This is a genomic window from [Actinomadura] parvosata subsp. kistnae, from assembly GCF_900323885.1.
GTDB classification, from domain to species: Bacteria; Actinomycetota; Actinomycetes; order Streptosporangiales; family Streptosporangiaceae; genus Nonomuraea; species Nonomuraea composti.
In genome coordinates this window covers 169941-194874 of record NZ_OOHJ01000015.1, presented here as the reverse complement: position 1 = coordinate 194874, position 24934 = coordinate 169941, and the positions used below count along the sequence as shown (strand labels likewise).

At 72.7% G+C, this 24934-nt stretch carries 19 protein-coding genes; 5 read left to right on the top strand and 14 right to left on the bottom strand.

All coding sequences use genetic code 11. From position 1 onward, the window contains the following. Positions 1–6 precede the first annotated feature (6 nt). Positions 7–1566, bottom strand: a complete 1560-nt coding sequence (locus tag KIS93_RS15530; protein ID WP_186404252.1) for an NAD(P)-binding domain-containing protein — start codon at positions 1564–1566, stop codon at positions 7–9. Between the two features lie 72 nt (positions 1567–1638). Beyond that, entirely contained in the window at positions 1639–3126 is a 1488-nt protein-coding gene (locus KIS93_RS15525) for a class I adenylate-forming enzyme family protein (RefSeq protein WP_080036898.1), read from the bottom strand. Positions 3127–3274: 148 nt separating this feature from the next. Between KIS93_RS15525 and KIS93_RS15520 the strand changes: the two genes are divergently transcribed. Beyond that, the gene (locus KIS93_RS15520) at positions 3275–3964 is read left to right on the top strand and encodes a sulfotransferase family protein (protein ID WP_080036899.1); all 690 of its coding nucleotides are present in this window, start codon (positions 3275–3277) and stop codon (positions 3962–3964) included. A gap of 3 nt (positions 3965–3967) precedes the next feature. On the opposite strand, the gene KIS93_RS15515 is transcribed toward KIS93_RS15520, so the two are convergent. Beyond that, positions 3968–5032, bottom strand: coding sequence for a DUF4352 domain-containing protein (locus KIS93_RS15515; protein WP_080036900.1), 1065 nt, complete (start codon positions 5030–5032; stop codon positions 3968–3970). A 135-nt stretch (positions 5033–5167) separates the two neighbouring features. Here KIS93_RS15515 and KIS93_RS15510 point away from each other — a divergent pair, with 135 nt between their 5' ends. The 3 genes from KIS93_RS15510 to KIS93_RS15500 all read left to right on the top strand — a co-directional run bounded on the left by KIS93_RS15510 (position 5168) and on the right by KIS93_RS15500 (position 9180). Then, the gene (locus tag KIS93_RS15510; RefSeq protein ID WP_080036901.1) at positions 5168–7432 is read left to right on the top strand and encodes a hypothetical protein; all 2265 of its coding nucleotides are present in this window, start codon (positions 5168–5170) and stop codon (positions 7430–7432) included. A gap of 45 nt (positions 7433–7477) precedes the next feature. Next, complete coding sequence (locus KIS93_RS15505) at positions 7478–8224, top strand: SDR family NAD(P)-dependent oxidoreductase (protein ID WP_080036902.1); 747 nt, start codon at positions 7478–7480, stop codon at positions 8222–8224. Between the two features lie 71 nt (positions 8225–8295). Continuing rightward, positions 8296–9180, top strand: a complete 885-nt coding sequence (locus tag KIS93_RS15500) for a hypothetical protein (RefSeq protein ID WP_080036903.1) — start codon at positions 8296–8298, stop codon at positions 9178–9180. A gap of 6 nt (positions 9181–9186) precedes the next feature. Here the strand turns inward: KIS93_RS15500 and KIS93_RS15495 are convergent, their stop codons facing one another. The 5 genes from KIS93_RS15495 to KIS93_RS15475 all read right to left on the bottom strand — a co-directional run bounded on the left by KIS93_RS15495 (position 9187) and on the right by KIS93_RS15475 (position 17261). Continuing rightward, complete coding sequence (locus KIS93_RS15495; protein WP_080036904.1) at positions 9187–10041, bottom strand: DUF4352 domain-containing protein; 855 nt, start codon at positions 10039–10041, stop codon at positions 9187–9189. Between the two features lie 98 nt (positions 10042–10139). Then, the gene (locus KIS93_RS15490) at positions 10140–11942 is read right to left on the bottom strand and encodes a glycoside hydrolase family 15 protein (protein WP_080036905.1); all 1803 of its coding nucleotides are present in this window, start codon (positions 11940–11942) and stop codon (positions 10140–10142) included. A gap of 72 nt (positions 11943–12014) precedes the next feature. Beyond that, entirely contained in the window at positions 12015–15245 is a 3231-nt protein-coding gene (locus tag KIS93_RS15485; protein WP_186404250.1) for an ATP-binding protein, read from the bottom strand. Next, complete coding sequence (locus KIS93_RS15480; RefSeq protein ID WP_186404249.1) at positions 15245–16528, bottom strand: oxygenase MpaB family protein; 1284 nt, start codon at positions 16526–16528, stop codon at positions 15245–15247. Before KIS93_RS15480 ends, KIS93_RS15485 begins: the two co-directional genes overlap by 1 nt. Before the next feature lie 22 nt (positions 16529–16550). After that, the gene (locus KIS93_RS15475) at positions 16551–17261 is read right to left on the bottom strand and encodes a Crp/Fnr family transcriptional regulator (protein WP_080036908.1); all 711 of its coding nucleotides are present in this window, start codon (positions 17259–17261) and stop codon (positions 16551–16553) included. Positions 17262–17440: 179 nt separating this feature from the next. Between KIS93_RS15475 and KIS93_RS15470 the strand changes: the two genes are divergently transcribed. Further along, on the top strand, positions 17441–18019 hold the full coding sequence (locus tag KIS93_RS15470) for an RNA polymerase sigma factor (protein WP_080036909.1): 579 nt from the start codon (positions 17441–17443) through the stop codon (positions 18017–18019). A gap of 4 nt (positions 18020–18023) precedes the next feature. Here the strand turns inward: KIS93_RS15470 and KIS93_RS15465 are convergent, their stop codons facing one another. The 6 genes from KIS93_RS15465 to KIS93_RS15440 all read right to left on the bottom strand — a co-directional run bounded on the left by KIS93_RS15465 (position 18024) and on the right by KIS93_RS15440 (position 24933). Then, positions 18024–19268, bottom strand: a complete 1245-nt coding sequence (locus KIS93_RS15465; protein ID WP_080036910.1) for a hypothetical protein — start codon at positions 19266–19268, stop codon at positions 18024–18026. A 165-nt stretch (positions 19269–19433) separates the two neighbouring features. Next, on the bottom strand, positions 19434–19853 hold the full coding sequence (locus tag KIS93_RS15460) for a hypothetical protein (RefSeq protein ID WP_155126540.1): 420 nt from the start codon (positions 19851–19853) through the stop codon (positions 19434–19436). Between the two features lie 102 nt (positions 19854–19955). Next, positions 19956–21917, bottom strand: a complete 1962-nt coding sequence (locus KIS93_RS15455; protein WP_080036912.1) for a beta-galactosidase — start codon at positions 21915–21917, stop codon at positions 19956–19958. A 10-nt stretch (positions 21918–21927) separates the two neighbouring features. Then, positions 21928–22761, bottom strand: coding sequence for a carbohydrate ABC transporter permease (locus tag KIS93_RS15450; protein WP_080036913.1), 834 nt, complete (start codon positions 22759–22761; stop codon positions 21928–21930). Next, on the bottom strand, positions 22758–23693 hold the full coding sequence (locus tag KIS93_RS15445; protein ID WP_186404248.1) for a carbohydrate ABC transporter permease: 936 nt from the start codon (positions 23691–23693) through the stop codon (positions 22758–22760). Before KIS93_RS15445 ends, KIS93_RS15450 begins: the two co-directional genes overlap by 4 nt. 25 nt (positions 23694–23718) lie before the next feature. After that, on the bottom strand, positions 23719–24933 hold the full coding sequence (locus KIS93_RS15440) for an ABC transporter substrate-binding protein (protein WP_186404247.1): 1215 nt from the start codon (positions 24931–24933) through the stop codon (positions 23719–23721). Between the last annotated feature and the right edge of the window lies 1 nt (position 24934).

The window sequence follows — 24934 nt, the reverse complement described above, 5'->3', positions numbered from 1 at the left end:
CCTTTCTCATGCCGGGACGGACGCCGTCCGCGCGGCGAGGAAGGCCCGCAGCGGCTCGACGTGCACCTCGGGGGAGTCCCACTCGTTCTCCAGGTTCTCCGTGAGGTGGTGGGCGGCGACGGGCTCGCCCGGCCGGTGGTGCCGCACGACCGGGTGCAGGTAGTGGCCCTCGTGGGCGCGCGCCGAGTCGCTCTGGGCGATCCGGGCCACCTTGATGTCGAACGGGTCCACCTGGTCGTGGCCGGGGCCGTACTCCAGGGTGATCGCGAAGTGGCCGCGGTTGCCGATCGGCGGGCCCTCCATGTCGTACGGCACCTCCTCCAGGTACCGGGCGGTGCCGTCGTCGTCCAGCACGATCACGTCGGCCAGCAGGCCGAACTGCTGCCACAGCGCCGAGGTGCGGTTGACCCGCTCGATCACGGCCGCCGCGAGCGCGGCCGGGTCCGCGGGCAGCGTCCTGCCCGGCCACGGCACGCCGTGGTGGCGCGACTCCAGGACGCGGTGCAGGGCGCGCACGCCGTACCGGAAGCCGTGGATGAAGCCGCTGGTGCCCTGCTTGAAGTCGCGTGACTGGGTGATGGTGCCGGCGAAGTACAGGTCGGGGACGTTGACCGACTCGTACGCGGGCGTCAGCGCCGGGAACCGGCCGTCGATCACCAGGTCCGGGCGGCAGTCGCCGGCGAAGATCGAGGCGTCGAAGCGGAAGCCCGTGCAGACGATCACCCGGTCGTACGGGATGTCCTTGGTGACCTCGTTGACCCGGGCGAAGGCCACCGTGACCAGGTACGTGCCGTCCGGCTGCCGCTCGATGCGCCGCACGTCGCCGTCGAGCAGCGCGTTCTGCGACTTGAGCTGGTAGGTGTCGAGGAAGCCGTTGTTGATCGCGCGCAGGTGGCCGACGTAGTGGGTGCGCCACGCCATGCGGACGGAGTGCGGGCCCGCCACGTGGATGACCGCCGCCGTCTCCATGAGGTTGTCGGCCGTCTCGAAGGCCGAGTTGCCCTTGCCGAGGATGAGCACCCGCTGCCCCAGGTAGTCGGCCGGGTCGACGGAGGCGGTCTGGTACAGGTCGGCCGTCTCGATGCCCGGGATGGGCGGGACGTTCGGCCGGGAGACACCGGTCGCCACGACGACCCGCCGCGCCCGGTACGTCCGGCCGTCCTCCAGCGTCACCAGGAACGCGCCCGGCCGCTCCACCCGGGCCACCCGGGCGCCGCAGACGATCCGCAGCCCGCACGCGCGGGCGTAGTCGCCCAGGTAGCGGACCATGTCGTCGGCCTGCGGGAAGTAGCGGTCGCTGTAGCGGGTGAACAGCAGATCGGGGTCGTCCGACAGCAGCGAGTTCCAGTCCATCCGCAGGTTCAGCTCGGGGTCGTCCCAGCCGGTGTTCTTCTTGTTGATCGAGATGAGCGTGCGGTGGCGCGGGAACGTGCGGAAGAACTGGCCCGGCGCGGGCCCGGCCTCGAGGATCAGGTAGTCGCGGCCCGCCCGGTGCAGATGATGGCCGAGCTGGAGGCCCGCGGGCCCGGCGCCGATCACCAGGTAGTCGAGGATATTGTCCGGCACTGACAGCCTCCGTCACTGCAAAGTGGTTGAAGCGGTGAACATCAGTGTTGGCGGGCAATTCTCAGAGATTGCTCAGAACAGGTTCGTGAGCAGCGCTCTCTTGTCGGGCTTGCCGCTGGTGGCCACCGGGACGCCCGGCACCACCGTGATCGTCTTGGGCACGCTGTCGGCGCCCAGCTCCGCCCGGACGCGGGCGGCCAGCGCCGCCTGGTCCGGCACCCGGCCCGGCGCCGGCACCACGAACGCGTGCACCGCCTCGCCCGTGCCCTCGTCCGGCGCGCCCACCACGTACGCCTCGTCCACGTCGGGATGGCCGGTCAGCACCCGCTCGATCGGCCCCGCGTACACGACCACCGCGTTGACCATGACGACGTCCCGGGAGCGGCCCTCCAGGTGCAGGAAACCGGCGGCGTCCACGTGCCCCAGGTCGCGGGTGCGCAGCCAGCCGTCCCGCAGCGTGTCGCGGGTCTCCGCCTCGTCGCCCCAGTACCCGGCCATGATGTACGGGCTGCGCACGAAGATCTCGCCCGTCCGCCCCGGCGGCAGCTCGGCGCCGTCGTCGTCGCGCACGCTCAGCTCGACCCCGGGATGCGGCAGGCCCACCGGGGTCACGACGCCGGCCGCGATGTGCTCGGGGGTGAGCATCGCGACGTTGCCCGCCTCGGTCTGCCCGTACCCCTGGTAGACGACGGGGCCCAGCCGGGCGGCGGCGGCCCGCAGCCGGCGCGGGGCGATCGGCGAGCCCGACACCATCAGCGCCCGCAGGCTCGACACGTCCGCCGAGTCCAGCAGCTCCAGCATCCGGTACAGCCGCGGCACCGTGATGATCGACCCCGTGATGCGGTGGCGCTCGATCGCGTACGGGAACAGCGGCCGCCCGTCGTCCTCCGGGATCACCGCCGTGCCGCCGCCGAGCAGGCACGGCGCCAGGAACTCCAGCACCACCATGCTCGCCAGCGTCCCGAACAGCAGGTACCGCTCGAACCCCCGCGCGAACGCCGCCGCCACCGGCGACCACCGGCGCGGCTGCCACGCCCAGTGCTCGCTCAGCGCCCGGTACGTGATCGCGCACCCCTTCGGGCGGCCCGTGCTGCCGCTGGTGAACGTCAGGGCGGCCACGTCGTCCGGCCGGGCGGTCACCTCCAGCGGCCCCTCGTCGCCCGGGTGGGCCAGCAGGTCCGTCGCGCCGGGCACGGGGCCCAGCGAGAGCGTGCGGCCGGTCATGAGCTGTGGCGCGGCCGTGGCCGGGTCCACGAGGACGGCGTCGACGTCCAGGCCGAGCACGTGCGCGAGCTGGGTCGGTGGGTAGCCGGGGCGGACGCCGACGACGCGGCAGCCCAGCGCGTGCGCGGCCATGTGCGCGGCGAACGCCTCGGGCGTCAGCTCCGTGCGGACGGCGACCGCCCGGCCGGGGCCGAGGCCCGCCGCGCGCAGCGCGCCCGCCAGCCGGCGGATCAGCTCCAGCAGCTCGGCCCGGGTGACGGTCCGGCCGGCGTGCTCGAAGGCCGGGGTCGCGGGGGCCCGGCGCAGCGCCTCGATCAGGGGGTGCGGGAAGAGCATGATCGGCTCCTCTGTGCGTTGGCGAACTCTGTCAGGTGGCGAGCTCCGTGCGCAGGCTTCGTCCGTTCCCGGATGCCTGATGCCGTCATATAACGGGATTTGTCGCGACGTTAGGCGGCGCACATCAGAGACGGATCAGAGGTGCGCGGTGAAGGTGATCGGCGCGGGCTTCGGCCGCACGGGGACCAGGTCCTTACAGGCGGCGCTGGAACGGCTCGGCTTCGGGCCCTGCTACCACATGTCCACCGTGATCGCCGAGCCGTACCGGGTGCGGCAGTGGCTCGACGTCGGCGAAGGCCGCTCCCGCGACTGGGACACGCTGTTCGCCGGGTTCGGGTCGGCGGTCGACTGGCCCGCCTCCGCGTACTGGCGGGAGCTGGCCGCGCACTACCCCGACGCCAAGGTCGTCCTCACCGTCCGCGACCCCGCGCGCTGGTACGACAGCGTCAGCGCCACCATCTTCCGCGGCGTGACCGAGCGGAGCGGGCCCCTGCCCCTGCGGCGGCGGGTGATCCAGTGGCTGGTGGCGCGGCGGGCGCCCGACTTCGCCCTGTTCCCCCAGATGACCAGGGCGACCTTCGTCGACCCGGTCTTCGGGGGCCGCGTCGACGACCGCGACCACGTCATCGAGGTCTTCCAGCGGCACATCGCCGAGGTCAAGGCCGAGATCCCGGCCGAGCGGCTGCTCGTGTTCGAGGCGGCGGACGGGTGGGAGCCGCTGTGCGCGTTCCTCGGGGTGCCCGTGCCCGGCGAGCCGTACCCGCGGGCCAACGAGCGGGACGCGTTCCGGCGCAAGCGGCCCCGGCGGCTGGCCCGGCTCATCCTGCGCGGGCGCTGACCGTCAGGACAGCGTCCACTCGCCCTTCTGGCTGGCGATGCCGTAGTTGAGCCCGAACTGGAACTTGGTGAGCTGCGCCGCCTGCGGAACCTCGAACACGATCACGCCCTTGCGCGAGTCCCCCGCGTTGATCGTCACCGTGCCGCCGAAGCTCTGCCCCTCGGTGACGTTGGACAACGAGAAGCGGTGCTGCTGGCCCTCGGCGTCGATGAGCCAGGCGCCGGTGCTCGGCGCGTCGGTGTAGACGGCCTGGCCCGCGTTGGTGAGCGTGATCTCCACGGCGACGAGCTTCTTGCCCGCCTGCGGCTTCAGGAAGTCGGAGGCAGGGGTGGCGGGGTTCACGACCCGGTTCACCGTCACGCTCACCTTGAGGCTCGGGTCGGTGCCCTGGAGGGTGAGCGCGCCGCCGACCCTGGCCGTGGTGGGCTGCTGGCCCGTCTGGCTCTGGCCCTGGGCCTGCTGGCTCGTCGCCGGTGCGGTCGCCGGAGGCTGGGCGACGCCTGACTGCCCGGACCCCGGCTGCCCGAGCCCCGCCTGGTCCGCCGGATTCGCCGAGTAGGCCGGGTTTGTCGGATTGGCCGGGTTTGTCGGCTGGAGCTGGCCCAGCGTGTCCGCCGACGGCATGCCCGCAGGATCACCCACGGCATCACCTGCCGCGTCACCTGCCGCGTCACCTGCCGCATCACCGGCCGCGTCATCGGCCGCCGGAGGGTCGCTCGTCAAGGCATCCTGCGTCGGCATGACCATGTTCGGCCCGCCGGTGCCGGTGAGCACCGCCGACTTGCCGGTGTCCGTCAGCACCATCACCACGGCCGCGCACGCGCCCAGGAGCAGCAGCGGGACGCCGATCGCGAGCAGCACGACCAGCGCCCGGTTGTCGCGCGGCGACGGCGGCGGCACCGCCTCCAGGTGGCCGGGATCGGGCCGCGGCGGGTAGGACGGCTGCGTGTACTGAGTCTGCGGGTACGGAGGCTGCGCGTACGGTGGGTGGGGCCGCGGGCCGTACGGCGGCTGCTGGTACGGAGGCTGAGGTCCGTACGGGCCGGACGGCAGGGGTGGGTATCCCATGGCGCGACTCCTGATAGGGGACGGGACTTATGGGACGTTCCAATCGCGCGGGTGGTTGTCCCGCACCCGTAACAGCTTGATCGACTTTTCGCCGCCCCGCTAGAGTTGGCGCTCCAAATCCCCCAGGAGTGCCTCGTGCGTCGCCACCGGTTCGGCACCATCGCCACGTTCGCCGTGGTCCTCTACGTGATCGCCGTGCTCGCCACGGCCGTCGCGACCCTCGTCACCGGCAGGCTGGACGCCGTCTGGTGGGCCGTCCTGCGCGAGCCGCCCCTGGACGGTCTCACGGTCACGTGGTGGGTCCTGCCGCTCCTGCTCCCGGTGGTGGCGGTGCAGGGCTGGGCGTACTGGCAGATCCTGCGCGGCCCGGTGCGCGGCGACGCGCCGCCCCGCGACCGGCGGGTCACGCTGCTGCGCTGGACGCTCTACCTCAGCGTCGCCTGGTCCTTCCTGCCGTACTCGCTGGTCCCGTGGACGTGGTGGCAGTCGGCGCTCAGCACGTCGCTGCAGTTCGTCACCGTCGTGCTGTACTTCCTGGTGCTGCGCTGCCCCCTGTGGCTACGGCTGGCGGTGCTCGCCGGCGGGTCGCTGTGCGGGCTCGCCGCGGTCGCCGACGCCCTGGCGTACGAGCTCGGCTTCTCCAGCTGGCTGACGTCCGTCATGGGCTGGAGCCTGCTGGCCTGGGTGGCGTGGATGCTGCCGATCCTGCTCGCCCAGGCCAGGGACCCGCGTTTCAGCCGGGCCACGGTGTGGCTGGGAGCGCTGAGCGTGGCGACGACCCTCCTGCACCCCTCGATGATCGCGACGTCCTGGGCGGCGGCGGAGGTGCCCGTCGAGGAGCTGGTCTGGGCGCTGCTGCGGGGCGTCAGCGTCTTCGGGGCGGTGTGGCAGGCCCGCGCGGCCCACGACCTCGCGAGCCCGATCCCGGCCACCCCGCCCCGCCCCGCCCGGCTGCCGGCCCGGCCCTGGCCGCCGGCCGCGCTTGCGGTCGTGCTGCCGCTGCTCCCGGCCGCCGCGAACCTCGCCCGTGGCATGCCGTTCTGGCACGGCCCCCGAGGCGTGATCGAGCTGTTCTTACGGGAGGACGCCGGCGGCTACGCGGCCCTGGCGTGGCTCGCCCTCGACCTGCTCATCGGGGTCGGCGCCCCCGCGCTCCTGGTCCTGGCCGCGGTGGTGCGCCGGACGCGCCGCCTGATCCTGGGCACGGCGCTGTCCCTGATCGGCGCCGCCGCCGTCGGCGTCATCGGCGTGCTCACCACGACGCGGGACGGCTGGGGCTTCCCGGGCGACGAGCTGCCGCTGTACCCGGACGGGCTGTTCGTCCGGGACGGCGAGATCGTCCTGACCGGGGGCGTCTCCCCTCTGTGGTTCGCGGCGGCGTTCGTGGCCTGCGCGCTCGTCCTGCTGCTCGGGTACGCCCCCGCCCCGGCGCGACGCCCGCGCCACCACGTGCTCGCGACGGTGACGGCCACGGCGGTCGTGCTCGCGTTCCTGCCCGCCGCCGACCACGCCCCCGGCCCGGTCACCGCCGCCGCGGACTGCGAGCCGCGCACGAACCGGGAGACGTACGCGTACGAGGAGCCGAAGCTGACCCCCGAGCAGCGGTTCGTCTGCGACCTGCGCAGGCACAGCACCTTCAGGAACGCCGCCACCACCCCCGACCAGGTGCTCCTCGCGCACGGCCGGCGGCTGTGCGGCGTCTACACGCGCAACGACGCCCAGGAGCTGGCCCGCATGAAGGCGAGGGAGGGCCTGACCCGCGAGGCCCTGACGTACCCGCTGGCCGCCATCTGCCCCAGCGCCGCCGCGGTCGTCAAGGAGGAGGCCGACGCCCAGGAGCGGGAGTTCCAGGAGTGGGAGGCGGACGCCCGCCGCATGTGCGCCGCCACCCCGCGCCACCGCCCCCTCATCAAGCCGGTCAAGGCGACCCGAGTCGAGGAGCCCCAGGGGACGGACTACGGCGTCATGGAGGCGTACGGGGAGCCGGAGACCGACTACGACCCGGCGAGCATGGAGCTCCTGGAGCGGGCGCAGGAGGACGGCCTGGTCGCGGCCCGCCCCGGCCACCTGATGGTGCTGTCCCACTCCGACTTCGACGTGTGCGTCACCGTCGAGACCTACGACCGCCGCCCGCCCGTCGAGACCAAGGGATGGGACCACGTCGTCGAGGTCGGCTACCGCGACGCCGGCGACTCCATCGTGCTCGCTGACGCCATGGGCGGCGACGGGCTGCCGGACCTCGCGCTCAAGGGGTACCGGGGCCCGTACCGGATCCGCGTGCACTACGCGTGGTTCCCGTGGAAAGGCGAGCGGCAGGGCGGCCAGCGGCTCCTCGTCATGGCCTTCCCCGGGAAGGGCGGCAAGGCCGTCACCTACCGGAAGACGAAGCGGCAGTGGTGACCCCCGGCTGCGGCCGGGCCCGTCCGATCCCCTAAGGTGCGGGGGATGAGCGGACGTGCAGTGCTGATCACCGGAGCGTCGAGAGGGATCGGGCGGGCGGTCGCGGCCGCCTTCGCCGCGCGGGGGGACCGGGTCGCGATCCACCACCGCGACTCCGCGAAGGAGGCCGAGAGCCTGCTCGGCGAGCTGCCCGGGCAGGGGCACGCCGTCGTGCGGGCCGACCTGGCCGACCCCGAGGGCGTCAGGAGCATGGTGGACGCGGCGGCGCGGGAGCTGGGCGGCGGGATCGACGTGCTCGTCAACAACGCGGGCGTGTTCCTGCACCACCCCGCCACCGGCACCTCCTACGAGGAGTGGCAGGACGCCTGGCGGCGCACCCTCGACGTGAACCTGCTCGGCGCGGCCAACGTCGTCTGGTGCGCGCTGCGGCACATGTCCGCCGGCGCCCGGATCATCAACGTCTCCTCGCGCGGCGCCTTCCGCGGCGAGCCCGACGCCCCCGCCTACGGCGCCAGCAAGGCGGGCCTGAACGCGCTGAGCCAGTCGCTGGCCATCGCCCTGGCGCCGCAGGGCATCGCGGTGGCCGCCGTGGCGCCCGGTTTCGTCGAGACCGACATGACCAACGAGCACCTGAAGGCGCCGCGCGGCGACGCGATCCGGGCGCAGAGCCCGTTCGGCAGGGTGGCGCGGCCCGAGGAGATCGCCGCGGCCGTCCTCTACCTGGCCTCACCGGACGCCGAGTGGGCCAGCGGCGCGGTGCTCGACCTCAACGGGGCCTCGTACCTGCGCTGACGATCTTCCGGGTGCCCGGGGTTATCGTGACTCTCTAGGGCACTTCGCGAACTCGCTCAGAGGGGGACGGCGTGGCCAAGGGCTGCCTGTACGCGCTGTTAACGGTCGCCTCCACCGCGACCATCCTGGTGACCTGCCTGGCCGCGTACCTGGTCACCGGGTCGGCCGGCGCGGTGCTCGTCCCCGTGGTCGGGCTGCTGGGCGTGTGCGCGTTCCTCGTCGCCCGCGACACGATGCCCCGCGACATGGCACCCCGCCGCGCGCTGACCGCCGAGGAGGCCCGGCGGCTGGCCAGGGAGCGCGACCACGTCAGGCGCACGGTCGACTTCGTCGCCGACCCCGACCTGACCGAGGAGCAGCGCCTGACGATCATCGACTCGTTCATCCCGGGGCGGGGCGCCTCGCGGGCCCCGTACCGCGACCGGCTGGTCCTCGTCCCCGAGCTGTCGCCGTCCGCCCGCGCCCTGCTGGAGCGGGCCAGGGCGGCCGTGATGGCCGTCTACACCTCGCGGGTCATGCGCCGCCGCCTGCTGGACGGCCTGGCCAACGAGGTGCTGCTGCCCCGCCAGATCTGGGAGATCGCGACGCTGCTGCGGCTCCAGACGGACCTGCACGAGGAGCAGGAACGCGCGATGCGCGGCGTCGTCACCCCCGAACTGATGGCCGTGCTGGAGCCGCAGCAGGAGGCGCTGCGCCGCTCCGTGGCGTCCGTGACGGCCAGGGTGGAGCGGCTCGAACGCTACGCCCGCCGCGTCCAGGAGGCCGACGCCGCCCTGCGCGCCCGCGAGGCCCTGGACAACAACGACAAGTACCGCGACCTGCTCGCCCGCACCGACGATACCGAAGGCATGCGCGACCTGGAGGCGCGCGGCGCCGCCCTGGAGGAGACGCTGGCCGAGAGCGTGCGCGTGGCCATCGACGCGGGCCGCACCCTCAGCCTCGACCGCCCCTCCTGACGCCGATCAGCTCAGCGTCCACTCGCCGCGCTGCCGGGCGTACCCGCTGTTCAGCGAGAACTGGAACTTCACCATCTTCGCCGCCTGCGGCACCTCGAACACGACGAGGCCCTTCCGGCTGTCGCCCGGGTTGATCGAGGTGGCCCAGTGGAACTGCTGGCCCTGCTCGACCCGGCTGATCGAGAACTGGTACTCCTGGGAGTCCGCGTCGATCAGCACCGCGCCGTTCATGGGGGCGTCCTTGTAGACCACGCTGCCCTTGTTCGCCAGCGTCAGCTTGACCGCGCAGAGCCGGTAGCCGGGCTTCGGCTGGAGGCTGTCGAGCGTCGGCTCGGCGTCGGCGTAGACCTGGTCGAGCGTCACGGCCATCTTCGAGCCGGCCTCCAGGCCGGTGAGCGTCACCGTGCCGCCGACCTTGCTCGTGAGCCCGCCGCCGTGGTCCTCTTCCTGGGACGCGGGCTCCTCCTCCGACGCCTGGGCGGCCGGCTCCGACTCCTCCTGGGAGGACGGGAGCGCTTCGGCGGGGGAGTCGGAGGCCGAGGTGACGGTGTCGCGGGCGGGCGCGGCCAGCACGAACCAGGCCGTCGCGAAGCCCCCGAGCAGCAGCAGCGGCAGGCCGATGGACAGGCTCAGGACCAGGGCCAGGTTGCGGCGCGGCGCGGGCGGGGCCGGCGGCCCGTACCCGTACGGCGGGCCGCCGGGATGGCCGGGACCGGCGGTGTACTGGGGACCGGATCCGTACGGTTGCGGCCCCGGCCCGTACGGCTGAGGCCCCGACCCGTACGGCTGCGGCCCGGACTCGTGCTGCTGCGGCCCGGATCCGTACGGCGGCGGGCGGTGAGGCTCCGATGGGTATCCCATGGCGCGGCTCCACTGGAGGGAGGAAGGACCGTCCAAGGATGCCCCCGCCCACCAGCCACGGATGGGCGAAATGCCCGTTCGGTCTGAGGTTGAACCGTTCACCCGCCCCGCTCGGCCCAGTCGTGCAGCTCCTCCGCCACGCCGGACGCGTCGAGGTTCAGTGCCGCCTCGATCAGCGCCAGGTGCGTGAACGCCTGCGGGTAGTTGCCCAGCATGCTGCCGTCGTCCGGCGCCATCTCCTCGGCGAACAGCCCGAGCGGCTCCGCCCGCGCGCACAGCGTCTCGAAGCGGTCGCGGGCCTCCGCCGTCCGCCCGGCCAGCACCAGCGCCGACACCATCTCGAACGAGCACAGCAGGAACGCCCCCTCGGGCCCGTCCACGCCGTCGCCGGTGCACTCGGGGTCGTAGCGGTGCAGCAGCGCCCCGCCCTCGCCCAGCCGCGACTGCACGTGGTCGAGGGTGCCCAGCACCCGGGGGTCGCGCCCGTCGAGGAAGCCGACCAGGGGCACCCGCAGCAGCGACGCGTCCGCGCAGGTGGAGCCGTACGACTGGACGAACGAGCCGGTCTCCTGCGAGTAGCCGTGCGCCAGCAGGTCCGCGCGCACCGCCTCCCGCTCGTCCCGCCACGCCTCCAGCGGCAGCCCCTTCTCGCCGGTCAGCTCCGCCAGCCGCACCGCCCGGTCGAAGCACACCCAGGCGTACAGCTTGGAGTACGTCCACGGGCGCGGCTTCCCGCGTACCTCCCAGATGCCGGCGTCGGGCTCGCGCCACTGCTCGCACGCCAGCCGCACGACCCGCCACAGCCGCGAGTTGTCGCGGCCGGTCAGCTCGCCGGTGACCTCGTGGTAGGCCAGGGCCGCGTCCATGATGTGGCCGTAGATGTCGAGCTGGAGCTGGGCGGAGGCGTCGTTGCCGACGCGGACGGGCCGCGAGCCGGCGTACCCCTCCAGGTGGCCGAGCACGCTCTCCTCGTCGGCGGGGCGGCCGTCGATGCCCGCCATCGGCGGCACCCGGTCCGCGTCGCCGCCGCACTGCCGCATCAGGCACTCCAGGTAGGCGCCCGCCTCCTCCCGGTGGCCCAGCCGCAGCAGCGCCAGCACGGTCAGGGCGGCGTCGCGGTGCCACACGTAGCGGTAGTCCCAGGTGCGCGACCCGCCCGGCCACTCGGGCAGGGACGTCGTGGGGGCCGCGAGCAGGCCGCCGCCCTCGTCGTACAGCAGCCCGCGCAGCACGATCGCGCTGTGCCGCACCTCCTTGGCCCCGACCCCCGCGTACCCGGAGCGGGCCGACCACGACCGCCACGACCGCACCGTGTCCTCCAGCAGCCGCGCCGGGTGGCCGTCGGGCGCGGCCCCGGTGTAGCCGAGCATGAGCGCCAGCGACTCGCCCTCGCGCAGCACGACGCGGGACTCCGGCTCGGGCGCGCCGGTCAGGACCAGCCCGCACTCCTCCTCCAGCACGCCGTCGCGGGCCGTCCAGCGGGCCTCGCGCACCCCGTAACCGGGCCTGGCCAGCACCCGCGACCTGACCACGGCGCGGCCCCGCTCGCACCGGGCCCACCGCACCAGCAGGTGCGCGGCCGCCATCCCCGCGCCGGCCCTCTCACCGGTGGGCGCCATGGCGAGGAAGTCGTGCACGACCACCACGCCCTGCGCGCCCTCCCAGCGCGTACGCAGCACCAGCGTCTCGTCCAGGTAGCCCCGCTCGGTCACGAACGCGTCCTCGGCGTGCAGCTCCCACGCCCCGCCCCGCCGCCGGTCGAGCATCCTGGCGAACACGCTGGGCCCGTCGAAGCGCGGCACGCACATCCACTCCACCGCGCCGTCGGGGCCGACCAGCGCCGCCGTGTGGCAGTCGGACAGGAACGCGTACGAACCGATCGGCGGGTAGCCGCTCATCATCACCCGAACGGGCTGCCCGGCCCCTGACCTGCTTAAACGGCCTGCTCAAACGGCCCGCCCGAACGGGCCCGCTCAAGCGGTGGCGCGGCGCTCCAGCAGCAGCGCGCCCCGCCCGGCCAGCAGCGAGCGGCACCACTCGCGCAGGTCGCCCGGCTTGGGGCCGCCCAGGTCGCCGCCGTCGAGCAGGTCCGCCCAGTCGAGCAGGGACTCGGCCAGCATGAGCGGCACGCCGCGCCGCTCGTGCACCTCGGCCGCCGCCTCGAAGTGCTCGCCGGCCCGCACCCGATCGCCCATCGCCACGCACAGGTGCGCCAGGTAGTGGTGCCCGCAGTGGTGGGCCACCGCGCCGTGCCCGAATGTCTCACCGCCGGAGGCCAGCGAGTCGTACAGGCGCGCCGCCAGCTCGGCCCGTCCGAGCCGGGCGGCGGCGACGGCGAGGTTGTCGAGGGCGGAGCGCAGCGCCATGTTGCGCGGCGGCGCGGCGCCGCCGTAGGCGAGGATGCGGTCGAGCAGCGGCCCGGCCTCCTCGTCGCCGAGCTCGCACAGGTAGCGCAGCACCGCGTGCACCGGGTCGACCCGCGGCCGCTGCGCGGCGCGCCGCAGCCGCTCGCCCAGCTCCCACAGCCGCCCCTGCAGCCGCCTGATCTCGCGGATCTGCTCCGAGTAGATGGCCATGGCCTCCAGGCGGCGGCCGATCTCGGAGCCGAGCCGCAGCGCCGCCTCCGCCTCCGCCTCGGCCTGCACGAGGTCGCCCTGCATGAGCGTCAGGCCGGCCTTGGAGTAGCCGATCAGCCAGGTGAGGTGCGGCTGCCCGAGCCGGCGCGCCAGCTCGTCGGCCTGCCCGAGCAGCATGGCGACCCTGGTGGTGTCGCCGCCGTCGAGCACCGGGGGAGTGCGCTGCATGTACGCGTGGAACAGCGCCAGGTCGTCGCCCGTGCGGCGGGCCGCCTCCAGCATCTCGTCACCGTCGCGGTGCCGCTGGTGCAGCGGGTCGGCCGGGATGATCGTCAGGCTGCGCATGCCCAGCACGCTCGCCAGCGTGCGCGGGTCGCCGGACTTGCGGGCCAGCGCCACCGCCTCGTCGCTCAGTGCGAAGCGGCGCTCGCCGTCGGGCGCCCAGATGAGCTCCGCGGCGAGCTGCGCGGCCAGCAGCGCCCGGGTGCTGACGTCGGTGGAGTCGACGACCTTGCGGGCCTCGGTCAGCAGCGCGATGCGCTCGCGGTCGGGCGCGGCCGAGATGGCCGAGCCGCGGTCGCCGCCCAGCGCGGCGGTGACGAGCAGGTCGTGCCGCCCGCACTCCCTGGCCAGGTCGGCGGCGTCGAGCAGGGTGCGCCTGGCCTCCGGATGCCCGGCCAGCCACATCGCCCTGCCGCACTCGACCAGCAGCTCGGCGCGCCGCTCCAGCGACGTGCCGGGGAAGTCGCGCAGCAGGTCGAGGACCCGCTGGTACCAGGTGACCGCCTCGCGGTGCGCCAGCCCGGCCAGCGCGTGCTGGGCGGCCTGCACGGCCGCGTCGGCCGCCGCGCTCACCCGGACCGGGTCGCGGCCCTGCTCGGCGGCGGCCACCAGGTGGGCGGCCACCACGTACGGACGCGCCCGCATGGCCCCCGGATCCGTCTCGCACAGGGCGTCGGCCACCCGCCCGTGCAGCAGCGCGGCGCGCGGCGGCGACAGCGTGGAGTAGAGCGCGTCGCGGGTCAGCTCGTGGGAGAAGTGGCAGGACCCGTTGTCCAGCATGGTCACCAGGCCGGTGCCCATGGCCTCCTCCACCGCCGCCACGAACCTGGCCTCGTCGAGGCCCAGCCCGCGGCGCAGCTCGGGCGAGGTCATGCGCTCGCCGACGGCCAGCAGGGTGACCAGGTCGCGCGCGTCGGGGTGCAGCTGCGACAGGCGGGCCGTCACCATGCGGGTGACCGAGTCGGGGACGGCCAGCGCGTCGAGGTCCTTGCCCGCCGCCAGCTCCCTGATCACCTCGCTGACCAGGAACGCGTTGCCGCCCGTGATCCGGTGCAGCCGCTCGGGGTCGCTGCCGGCCCGCGCCTGCGTCAGCGCCGACGACACCTCGTCGAGCCCGAACGACGGCACCTGCACGACCCGCGCGCCCGCCGTGAGCTTGTGCAGCTCCGGCAGCGTCTGCGGCGGGGCCGACTCGACCGGCACGGGCCGCGAGGTGGCCAGCACGAGCAGCGGCAGCGCGTCGGCGTCCCACATGAGGGCGCTGAGCATCTGCAGCGACTCCAGCGTGGCCCACTGCAGGTCGTCGATGATCAGCAGCACGGGCCGCACGGTGGCCAGCCGCTCGATGAGCGTGCGGGCGGCGGCCATCAGGTGGTAGCGCTCGGAGACGGGCTCGGTGGCCGGCGGCACCTCCAGCGACAGCGGCGGCGCCGCCAGCGACGGCGCCAGCCGGACGAGCTGGCCGCACTGCTGGTCCACGCCCGCCCGCAGCAGCAGCGCGGGCGAGGTGCGGGCCAGCCGCTCGACCGCCCCCGCGATCGGCTCGTACGCCTTGCGCGCCGGATCCGTGCACCGCCCCGCCAGCACCGTGAACTGCCGTTTGAGCGCCTGCCTGGCCACCTCGGAGGCCAGCCGCGTCTTGCCCACCCCGGGCTCGCCCTCCAGGATCACCAGGCCGCTGCCGAACTCGGCCGCCGCCAGCTCCCCCTCCAGCACCCGCAGCTCCTCCTCGCGGCCGACGAAGGGCAGCAGCCCCGCGTCGTCCAGCCACGGTGCCAGGCCGCCGCCGAGGTGGTGGTCGGCGCTCTGCCAGTGCAGCTCGTAGGTGTGCAGCGGCTCGCGCAGCCCCTTGCCGGGCAGCCGCCCGAGATCCTTGAACTCGTGCCGGCTGCGGCCCTGCGCCAGCCGCCTGACCAGGTCGGTGCACAGCACCTGGCCGCCCTCGGCGACCGCGACCAGCCGGGCCGCCTCCACCGTGGGCAGCCCGCTCACGTCGTCCTGCCCCCAGCAGACGTCGCCGGCGGCCAGCGCGGCCCTGATGGAGATCTTCTCCAGGGCGCGCTCGTTCTCGTCGGCGACGGCCTGCTGCACCGCGATGATCGCGTCGAGGCCGGCCGTCGCCGAGTCGAAGACCGCCATCAGGCCGTCGCCCAGGCTCTTGGTGAAGGAGGAGCCGCTGGCCGTCACCACCGAGTGCAGCAGCTCGTAGAGGCGGCGGAAGACCACGTTGGCCCGCTCCTCGCCGAGCCTGATGCGCAGCGCCGTCGAGCTCACCACGTCGGTGAACAGGATGGTCGCCGTGGTGAGCGTGCCGGGCTCACGTCTGGGCTCATACGGACCGGTCACTAGCGCGGGCCTTTCCGCCCCTGCGCGGGCGCTCGTAGCGTCTTGCGGACGGTGCGGCGGATCGCGCGCGTCTTGACCGCCGGGGCCGACTGCTTGATCCGCCAGGCGCGGGCCAGCTCGTCGGGGATCCTGAACGCCGCCTGCCCGTCGGAGTGGCGGTCGATCATGGCGATCACGATGTGCCGTCCGGCCTTGCGTACCAGCCAGCGAATCACACCGCCCACGGGGCTCGCCAGCCACTTTTGCCGGTGGGCCGAGCGGGCCACGGCGAAGCCGGCGGTGAACCACCAGGCCGGCCGGGGCACGCCGAGCAGGCCGGGCACCCGGTCGGCGCCGTGCGAGGCGTTCTGGAAGATCCAGTGCACCAGGCTGCGCGGCATCTTGCGCCAGCCCAGCGGCATGAACGCCTCCATCTCCGTGAGCAGCATGGCCATCAGCCGGCGGCCCTCGTCGCTGGGCTCCAGCATGCGGCCCAGGCGGGCGCTGACCGGCTCGACGTCGGCGAGCGTGAGGGGGCCGTCGCCGCAGACCTCGACGCCCATGAGGTGGCCGAACACGCTCCACGTGTAGAGGTTGGCGGTGCGCTCCTCGTCGGTCAGCACCACGCCCATCGTCTCCATCGCCTCCCACGTCACGACGGAGAAGTCGAAGAGCGTGGCCAGCAGCAGCTCCTGGTTGACCGGCGGGCCGTACCGCTCGGTGTCCCAGCGGTCGGCGTACTTCTCCGCGACCAGGGCGCGCACGAACGAGTGGAGGATGCGCAGCCCGATCGCGGTCGTGTGCCCGGGGCTGCCCGGCCGGAGGCTGTCGGCGGCCCTCAGGCCCATCACGTCCACGAGCATCTGCCCGGTCTCCGCGACCCGGCGGGTGAGGCTGTGCGTGGCCAGGTTGGAGACTCCGGCCAGCACCTTGGCGCTGGACACCTCGGCGTAGGCCATCGGCAGGCAGGCGAAGAACAGCGCCGCCGACTGGTACAGGCCGTAGTCGGAGAAGACGGCCTGCCCCCGGGCCAGCAGCTCCGTGTCGTCGCCCCAGTCGGGCAGGTCCTTGGCGAAGTCGATCGCCTCGAAGATCTCGGAGGCCGGCGGCTCGCCCGAGGGGGCCCTGGCCTCCCGCTTGGCCGCCCCCAGCTCCGCGACCACGGACTTCAGCAGGTCGAGGGCGCTCTTGCCGGCGGGCTGCGCCTCGAGGTATTCGGCCACGACCTTGTCGATGTCCGGGTCGGCCTGCTGCCTGAGCTGCCGGAACCGCTCCTCGGGCCAGCGCTCGTCATGCTCGTTCATCAACCCCGTACTCCCCAGTCGGTCAGAGGCCGCCCCTTTTCCGCAGGGCGGCGACATCCAGCAGCGTGATCGTCCGCCCTTGGACGGAGATGAGATTCCTCGACACCAGCGACTGCAGCGCCCGGTTGACCGCCGGCCGCGACGCGCCGATCAGCGCGGCGAGGTCGGACTGGGTCAGCCCGGGCAGGTCCACCACGTCGTCGGACTGGCCGTGCTTGCCCGCCAGCTCCAGCAGCAGCTTGGCCAGCCGCCCGCCCAGGTCGAGGAAGGCCAGGTCGGCGGCCTGGCCGGTGAGCCTGCGCACCATGCGGCCGAGCAGGCGCAGGAACTCGTCGGCAAGCCCCGGGTGCTCCCGCATCAGCTCCAGCAGCCGCGCCCTGGGCAGCGCGAACACCCAGGAGGGCCGCACCGTCACGATCGAGGCCGAGCGCGGCGAGCCGTCGAGCAGCGCCATTTCGCCGAACGTGTCGCCCCGCCGCAGCATGTTCAGGACGATCTCGTCGCCGTGCTCGGTGGTGAAGACCACCTTCACCAGCCCGTCGAGCAGCACGTACAGCGACTCTCCCGGATCCCCCTGATGGAAGATGATCTGCCCGGAGCGGTAGCGGCGCGCCACCCCCGCGCGCGCCGTGCTCCGGATGCCGCTCTCCCCGAGCACGCGGAACAACGGGATCTCCGCCAGGACGGCCGCGACCGGCTCGACGTCGTACGGAACCCCGCTGCGCGCGTTCATGCAAGAACTCTAGGCCGCATTCACGGAGGGGACAGCAGACGAAACCCGATCCCCGGAATGTGACGAGCGCCACACCCGGACTGTTGCCTTCGGAACAGTCTTTTCGGATCAGCCGGCGCACGGTGAGGTAGCCGGCCGGAATTGGCCCCCCGAGAAACCGGACCGGCGGGGAGATCGACATGCAGACCATGGAACGGCTCGACACGCCGCTCGAGACCGCAGACCTCGTGTCCGCCGCCCAGCAGGGTGACGCCTGGGCGTGGGAGCGGCTCGTCGAGGAGTTCAGCCCGATGCTGAAGGCCCGCATCAGGCGCTTCAGGCTCAGCCACGAGGACGCCCAAGACGTCCTGCAGACGACGTGGATGCTCGCCTGGCAGAACCTCGGCAGCGTCGAGGACGGCCAGCGCATGGCGGGCTGGCTGGCCACGATCGCCTTCCGCGAATGCCTAAAGCTCACCAAACGCACGAGAGAGATCTGCACGCCGGACCTCGACTCGCTCGGCAGCACGGACGACGTGGACAGGGAGCTGGCCAGGATCTGGCTGGCCGGCACGCTCGCGGAGCTGGTCGAGGAGCTGCCGGCCGCGCAGAGGGTGCTGTTCAGAGCGCTCACGGAAACCTCCGAGCCCCACTACGTGGACGTGGCACGCAGGCTGGGCAGACCGGTCGGGAGCATCGGGCCCACCCGAGCCCGCTGTTTCGCGAAGCTGCGCGGGCTCCTTCAGGCCCGCGAGATCACCCGCGACTTCCTTGATTGATCGGCTACTCCCGCTCCAGCGGGATCGCCTCCAGGAACGGCTCGAAGTCGAAGTGCGCCATCTCGTACGCGTCGGGGTCGGTCTCCGTCGGGAAGGTGTAGAACTTCCTGCCGCGTAGCGCGGGCATGCCGCTGACGGCCTCGGGCACGAGCCCCCGCGCCATCTCCTCGGCGAGCCCGTCGGCGATCTCCTGGTCGAACGGCACCCGGTAGAGCGCGTCCACGGTCTGGTAGACCCGGAAGTAGCTGACGATGAAGCGCATGCGGTCGGGGTAGGACACCCAGTCGGTCACCCCGGCCGTCGACGCCTCCTGATCCTCGGTGATGAACTCCTCGGCGAGCTTGCGCACCTTCTCGTTCTGGATCGGCACCCACACCTTGGCCAGGTCCACGCCCGCCGGGGCGGTGAGCGGCTTGCCCACTTTGACGTCGCTGAGCGGGGTGGCGACGGCGAACAGGTGGCGGGTGTAGAGCGCCGACCACAGGGATTCCAGCTTGCGGGTCAGCCACGGCTGGTCCGCGTGCGCCGCCGCGTACAGCTTGAACCTGGGGAAGGGCCGGCGCGTGACGAGGGAGCGCAGCGAGCGCCACGACACCCGGGTCAGCCAGCGGACCGGCCGGTAGAGCACCAGCTCCAGCGCCGCCTGCGCGCGGGCCTGCTCGTAGGCCGACAGCGCGATGTTGGCGCCCAGCATCAGCTCCGCCCGCGCCGCCGGGTCCTCGGTCCTGGCCGCCTCCACCATGAGCTGCGCGGCGTCCTTGAGGTAGCGCGGGTCGGCCGGCGACAGCAGGTCGGTCAGGAACTCCGGCGGCGTCGGCGTCAGCTCGGACTCGGGGCTCACCTTCAGGTAGCGGTCGGGCTCGTCGTTCCACAGGTTGACCGCGAGGCTGGCCGTCTCCAGGAAGATGGCGCGGTTGGCCAGCGCCAGGCCGAGCTGGTAGCTGGGCCCGAGCAGGGTCAGCAGCGCGGCCCTGAACAGCCGCCTGAAGCGGCGCGGCACCCGCAGTCGGCGGCCGAAGTCGTCGATGAACGGAGAGTTCGGGCCGAGGTCGAGGCTCTCGCCCACCGCCTTGGAGGTCCAGGTGGCGTAGCAGTACCAGTTGTTGGCCGCCCGGCCCAGGTGCACCGCGAGGTCCGCGGCCACGCGGTGGTAGCTGTAGGCGATGACCATGGCTTCGAGTGCCGCGCTCCGGTCCTTGTAGGCCGCGATGCGCAGCACGTCATCCGCGGTCATCGGAGTGTCGGACATGGAGTCTCCCGTTTGCTGGTCCCGTCGCCTGGCGGAGGGCTCACGGAGTTAAGAGCGCCCCCGTCGGCGTCAGATACAGTCAGGCGGCCCCTGTCTCTCCCCGTGGCCGCGGCAGGAGCCTAGGAGGGCCCGCTTGCGGGGTGCTTGCAGTACGATCACCGCCCCTCACTCCTTGACCGTCACCTTGCTGATCACGACGAATCCGCCGAGCGCCCCCGCGGTGCCCGCGGCCGTCGTCGTGGTGAGGTTGACCACCAGGTCATAGGTGCCGGGGGCGAGCTGACCGCGCATGGGGATCGAGGCGGTATATCGGCCGGAGCCGGGGGTGAAGGTCAGCTCCACCGGTGGCGAGGGGTGCCTGGTCTCGCCACCGCCCATCAGGTCGGCGATGATCTCCAACTGCCAGCATCCCGCCAGCCAGTCGACGAGCTCGCCGGTGACCTCCCAGCTCACATCCACGGTCCAACCCTCGTCCCGATGGACCACGTGCGTGGGCTGCGCACCGGGATCGACAACCTGGCCGTGAAGCATGCCGGCCAGCTGCTCGGCCGGCACCTTCATCACCTGGAACTCTCCTGATGCCATCGCGATCTCCTCTCGGGCGGGCGGGTCCCCGTGTGAGGAGCAGAGCGACGACACCGGCGGCGAAATACCCGTCCCTTCTATCGATGTATGTGCTGATTTCGTCTAGACAAGTCGGCCGTTGATCCGGACGAGATCGCCGGGCCCGGACGCGCCGGTGCGCACCCCGTCCAGACGCACGCCGGCCTCCACCGCGCAGCCGAGATAGGCGTTCATCCCCCTGATCACGAGGTCGCCCACCTGGCCGTCGGCCAGCCGCAGCACCGCGCCGCCGCCCTGCGCGGCGACCACCTCGACGATCCCGTACGGGGTCCGCAACACGATCGGCCCCTCGTTGCCCGACTGGACGAGCACGACCAGATAGTGCACATCCCGGTCCGGGTGGCTGCGCAGGAACGCGTCGGCCTCGCCGTGCACCACGAGCCCCTCCGCCACCTCCGCGAGGGGAGCCGACGGCGTGATCAGCGCACAGGGCGACAGGTGCTCGTCGAGCACCGGCACGGGGCCGTCCACCAGCACCCGCCCGCCCGCGCGCGCGTACGCGGCCAGCAGCTCCTGCACCCGCCGGTGCATGAACGGCCCGCCGGGCACCGTGACCGACCGGTAGGCGGCCAGCTCCGCGGCCGTCACGCTCTCCAGCTCGACCAGCCCGTAGTCCAGCCCGCGCGCCCGCATGCGCTCGTGGAAGGCGCGCAGCGCCCGCCCGCACCCGGGCCTCTCAGGCTCCCCGGACAGCGCGGCGATCCCGGCGTAGGGCAGGTACAGGCCGAACGCGTCCCGCCGCACCGGCTCGCACTCCAGGAACTCCGCGCCGTGCACCGCGAAGAAGCCCGCCAGCGCCCGCACCACCGGCGCCTTGACGGTGGCGGCCCCGCCCGCGTCGACGGGCGGGCAGTCCGGGTACGGCCCGGGCACGGCGTCCAGCTCCGGCTCCCAACCCGAGGTGGCCACGCCCGTGTAGACGTTGAAGCCGGTCGCGCCCGCCGCCAGCGCCAGCAGCGACTGGTGGAAGCTGGTCGCCGCGTCGATGTAGGCGGGGTCGTACAGCTCGGAGAACCCCCAGTTCTCCTCCAGGTTCGGCCCCGGCGCGCGCTTGGCGGCGATGACGTAGCGGGCGTGCGCGTCGCGGTCGGCCGACACGACGCCCATCCAGTTGGTGAACCCGTAGGAGATGCCGCCCCACAGCTCCGGCCTGACCCTGGCCAGCCAGTCGTCCAGCGCGGGCACGGTCGGCGGGTTGAGGTTGACCAGGACCGGCAGGTCGGAGCCGACGGCCTGCGCCCACACGCGGTACACCTCGGTCAGGTACTCGGCGTGGAACCGTCCCCAGTCGGCCTGGGCCAGCGGGCCCGACGTGGCGTCCGGGGGCTCGGCGTCCGCCCAGCCGCCGTAGGAGGTGCCGTGCACGGCGTTGTACGCCTCCGGCGTCCCGTACCAGGCCCGCAGCCGGTCGCGGTAGAACGCCAGCCCGGAGGCGCTGTAGTCGTAGGCGGTCAGCGGCAGCGCGCCGCTGGTGTAGACGCCCTCGTTCGCGATCTGCAGCGCGATCACCGCCTCTGCGCCGTCCAGCACCTCCTTGCCCACGGCCGACAACCACTCGGTGGCCCTGGCGAGGAAGGCGGGCGCCAGCGGCGCGGGCAGCGGCCGGCCTTGGGGCGCGGCGGCGTCCGCCCAGCGCGCGGGCGTGCCGGAGGCGTCGAGCAGCGGCTCGAAGGCCGGGTCCGCGTCGGGGCACACCCAGTCGGGCAGCCCGCCGTAGGTGACCTCGGCGTGGATGAACGGGCCGGGCTTGGCGACCACCCGCAGGCCCAGCTCGTGGCAGAGCGCGAGGAAGCCGGTGACGTTCCTGGCCGGGTGGGTCAGGCCGGTGAAGTCCGGGGCCGTGCCCGCCTCCGGCTGGTGGTGCCGCCAGGGCAGGTAGCAGGTGATCACCTCGATCCCGAGATCGTCCCGCACCGCCCGCAGCCGGTCGCCCCAGACGGCCGGATCGTCGCGGTAGTACGGATAGTCGGCGGTGACGAGCACCCGCGGCACGCCGTCGATGACGGCGACCCCGTCGATCAGCACAGTGGGGTTCCTAACTCTTGAGACCGGTGAAGGCGATGCCCTGGAGGATGCGGCGCTGGAAGACGAGCAGCACGCCGATCACGGGCAGGACGGCGAGCGTGGCGCCCGCCATGATGTAGTACGCGCGCCCGCCGTCCGGGCTGGCGACGAGCTGCTGCAGGGCCAGCGGCAGCGTGTAGAGCTCGGGGTCGTTGGTGACCAGCAGCGGCCACACCAGATCGTTCCAGTGGAACAGGAAGCTGGTGATGGTGACGACCGCCAGCACGGGCTTCGACAGCGGCAGCACGATCCGCCAGAAGATCTGCATCCGGCCGGCGCCGTCGATGAGCGCGGCCTCCTCCAGCTCGCCGGGCAGCGACAGGAAGAACTGCCGCAGCAGGAAGATGTCGAGCACCGAGGCGATGTTCGGCACGATCAGCCCCCACCCGGAGTCGAACATGCCCAGCGACTGGGTGACGTGGATGCGCGGCACCAGCAGCGTGATCGCGGGCACCATCATGCCGCCCAGCATGATCACGAACAGCTTGTCGCGGCCGGGGAACGGGATGCGCGCGAACGCGTACGCGGCCAGCGCGTCGATGAGCAGCTTGGCCGGCACGAGGATCGCGCACACCCAGACGCTGTTGACGAAGGCGTCGCCGAGCCCGCCGACGTCGAGCACGTAGGCGTAGTTGTCGAGGGTCGCCGCCCACTCGCCGGTCCGCTTGTCCAGCGGCAGCAGGTTGGGCACCTTGGTGTAGATGTCGGGGCCGTGCTTGAGCGAGGTGGCCAGCATCCACAGGAACGGCACCACCGACACGGCGGCCAGCAGCACCAGCGCGACGTAGATCGAAGCCTTCCTCACGCCGCCTCCTGCTTGACGAACCGGAACTGCAGCGCCGTGACGATCATGATGAAGACGAGCAGGATGAACGACATCGCGCAGGCCGCGCCCATCGCGTCGTAGCGGAAGGCGAACAAATACAGGTGCAGCACGTACGTCAGCCCCGACTGCTCGGGCCCGCCGGTGACGCTGCGCCCGTTCCCCGAGAAGATCACGTACACCAGGCCGAACACCTGCAGCGCCGCGATCACGCCCGTCACCAGCAGGTAGAACGTGGTCGGCCGGAGCATCGGGAACGTCACCCGCCAGAACCGCTGCCACGGCCCGGCCCCGTCGATGATCGCCGCCTCCTGGATGGAGCCGGGGATGCCCTTCAGCCCCGCCAGATAGATGATCATTGAGATGCCGCACTGCCAGGCCGCGATGAACGCCAGCGCCGGGATGACCAGCTCCGGGGTGTTCAGCCAGTTCTGGCCGGGGATGCCCACCAGGCCGAGCAGCGTGTTGATCAGGCCGTACTGCGGGTCGTAGAGCCAGCGCCAGATCGCGCCCACCGCCGCCTCCGCCGTCACGACCGGCAGGAACAGCAGCAGCCTGAACAGGTTCGCCCCGCGCCTGATCGCGTTCAGCAGCAGCGCCTGCGCCAGCGCGGAGACCAGCGTCAGCGGCACCGCGACGAGCGTGTACTGCAGGGTGACGCTCACCGACTTCCAGAAGTGCGGGTACTTGACGTCGTCGAACAGCAGGTCGGCGTAGTTGGCCAGGCCCACCCAGCTCGCCTCGGTGCGCAGGTTCCAGTCGGTGAAGCTGTAGTAGAGCGCCGACAGGGCCGGGTACAGCAGGAAGACCACGAAGTAGGCCAGCGCCGGGGCGATCAGCAGCCAGCCGGTCAGGTGGTCGCGGCGCCGGGCCCCCGGGCGGCGCCTGGCGCGCCTCCCGGGTCCCGTCGTCACCCGTTCGAGTACGGGAGCGGCCACGTCAGCCGTTCCAGCCGAGCAGGGAGCGGGTCTTGGCCGCCGCGTCGCTCAGCGCCTGCTGCGCGGTGGCCTTGCCGGTCAGCGCCGACTCGATGGCCGGGGCGATGATCTCGTCGTTGACCTGGATCCACTGCGGCACGGCGGGCCGGGCGTGCGCGACCTTGAGCTGCTCCAGGAAGGCCGCCTGCTCGGGGCCGCCCGCGACGACCTGCGCCTTCAGATGGACGGGGAACCCGCCGAACGCGTCCGCGACCGCCCCGTTGTTGGCCGCATCGGACAGGAACGCCAGCCACTTCCACGCCAGGTCCGGGTTCTTGCTGGTGGAGAAGACGACGGAGTCCTCGCCGCCGATGTTGCCGGCCGGTTCGGTCTTGTACGGCAGCGGCGCCACGCCGAAGTCCAGGTCGGGGAACTGCTCGCGGATCGTCGGCACGTCCCATGGCCCGGAGATCGTCATGGCCGCCAGGCCGTTCTCGAACGGCTTGTCCGAGTCGGTGATCTTTCTGGGCGACGACTTCTGCAGGTCCACCCAGAGCTGCAGCGCCTCCACGGCCGGCGGCTGGTCGAACAGCACCTTCTTGCCGGCGTCGTCGACCATCTCGCCGCCCGCGCCGTGCACGATGCCGGGGAACATCCAGGCGCCGTAGCCGTCGCCCTTGGGCACGTTCATGCCGGCCACGTTCGCGTCGGCGGCGTGCACCTGGGCGGCGACCTGCTTCAGCTCGTCCCAGGTCTTCGGCGGGTTCGGCACCAGCTTCTTGTTGTAGAAGAGGGCGACCGTGGTCTGGTCCTGGGGCAGGCCGTAGAGCTTGCCGCCGGCGCGGTTGGTGTCGAGCGCGCCCTTGTAGTAGTCGGCCTCCTGGATGAGCCCGGCCGGGACCTCCTTGATCGTGCCGTCGAGGGCGTACTTGGAGACCAGCGGCTGGTCGAGGATGCCCGCGTCGGGGGCGCTCTTGCTCGCCACGGCGCTGCCCAGCTTGGTGTTGTAGTCGTCCTTGGGGATCTTGACGAGCTTGACGGTGACACCGGGGTTGGCCTTCTCGAAGTCCTCGCGGACCTTCTCCATGACCTGGCCCGCCTGCGGGGTGCGGTCCTGGTACATCCAGAACGTCAGCTCCTTGCCGCCGCTCTGGCCACCGGTGCCGCCGCCGCCACACGCGGCCAGCCCGCTCACGAGGGCCGCCACGACGGCGCCTCGCACAAGTCCTCGGCTCATT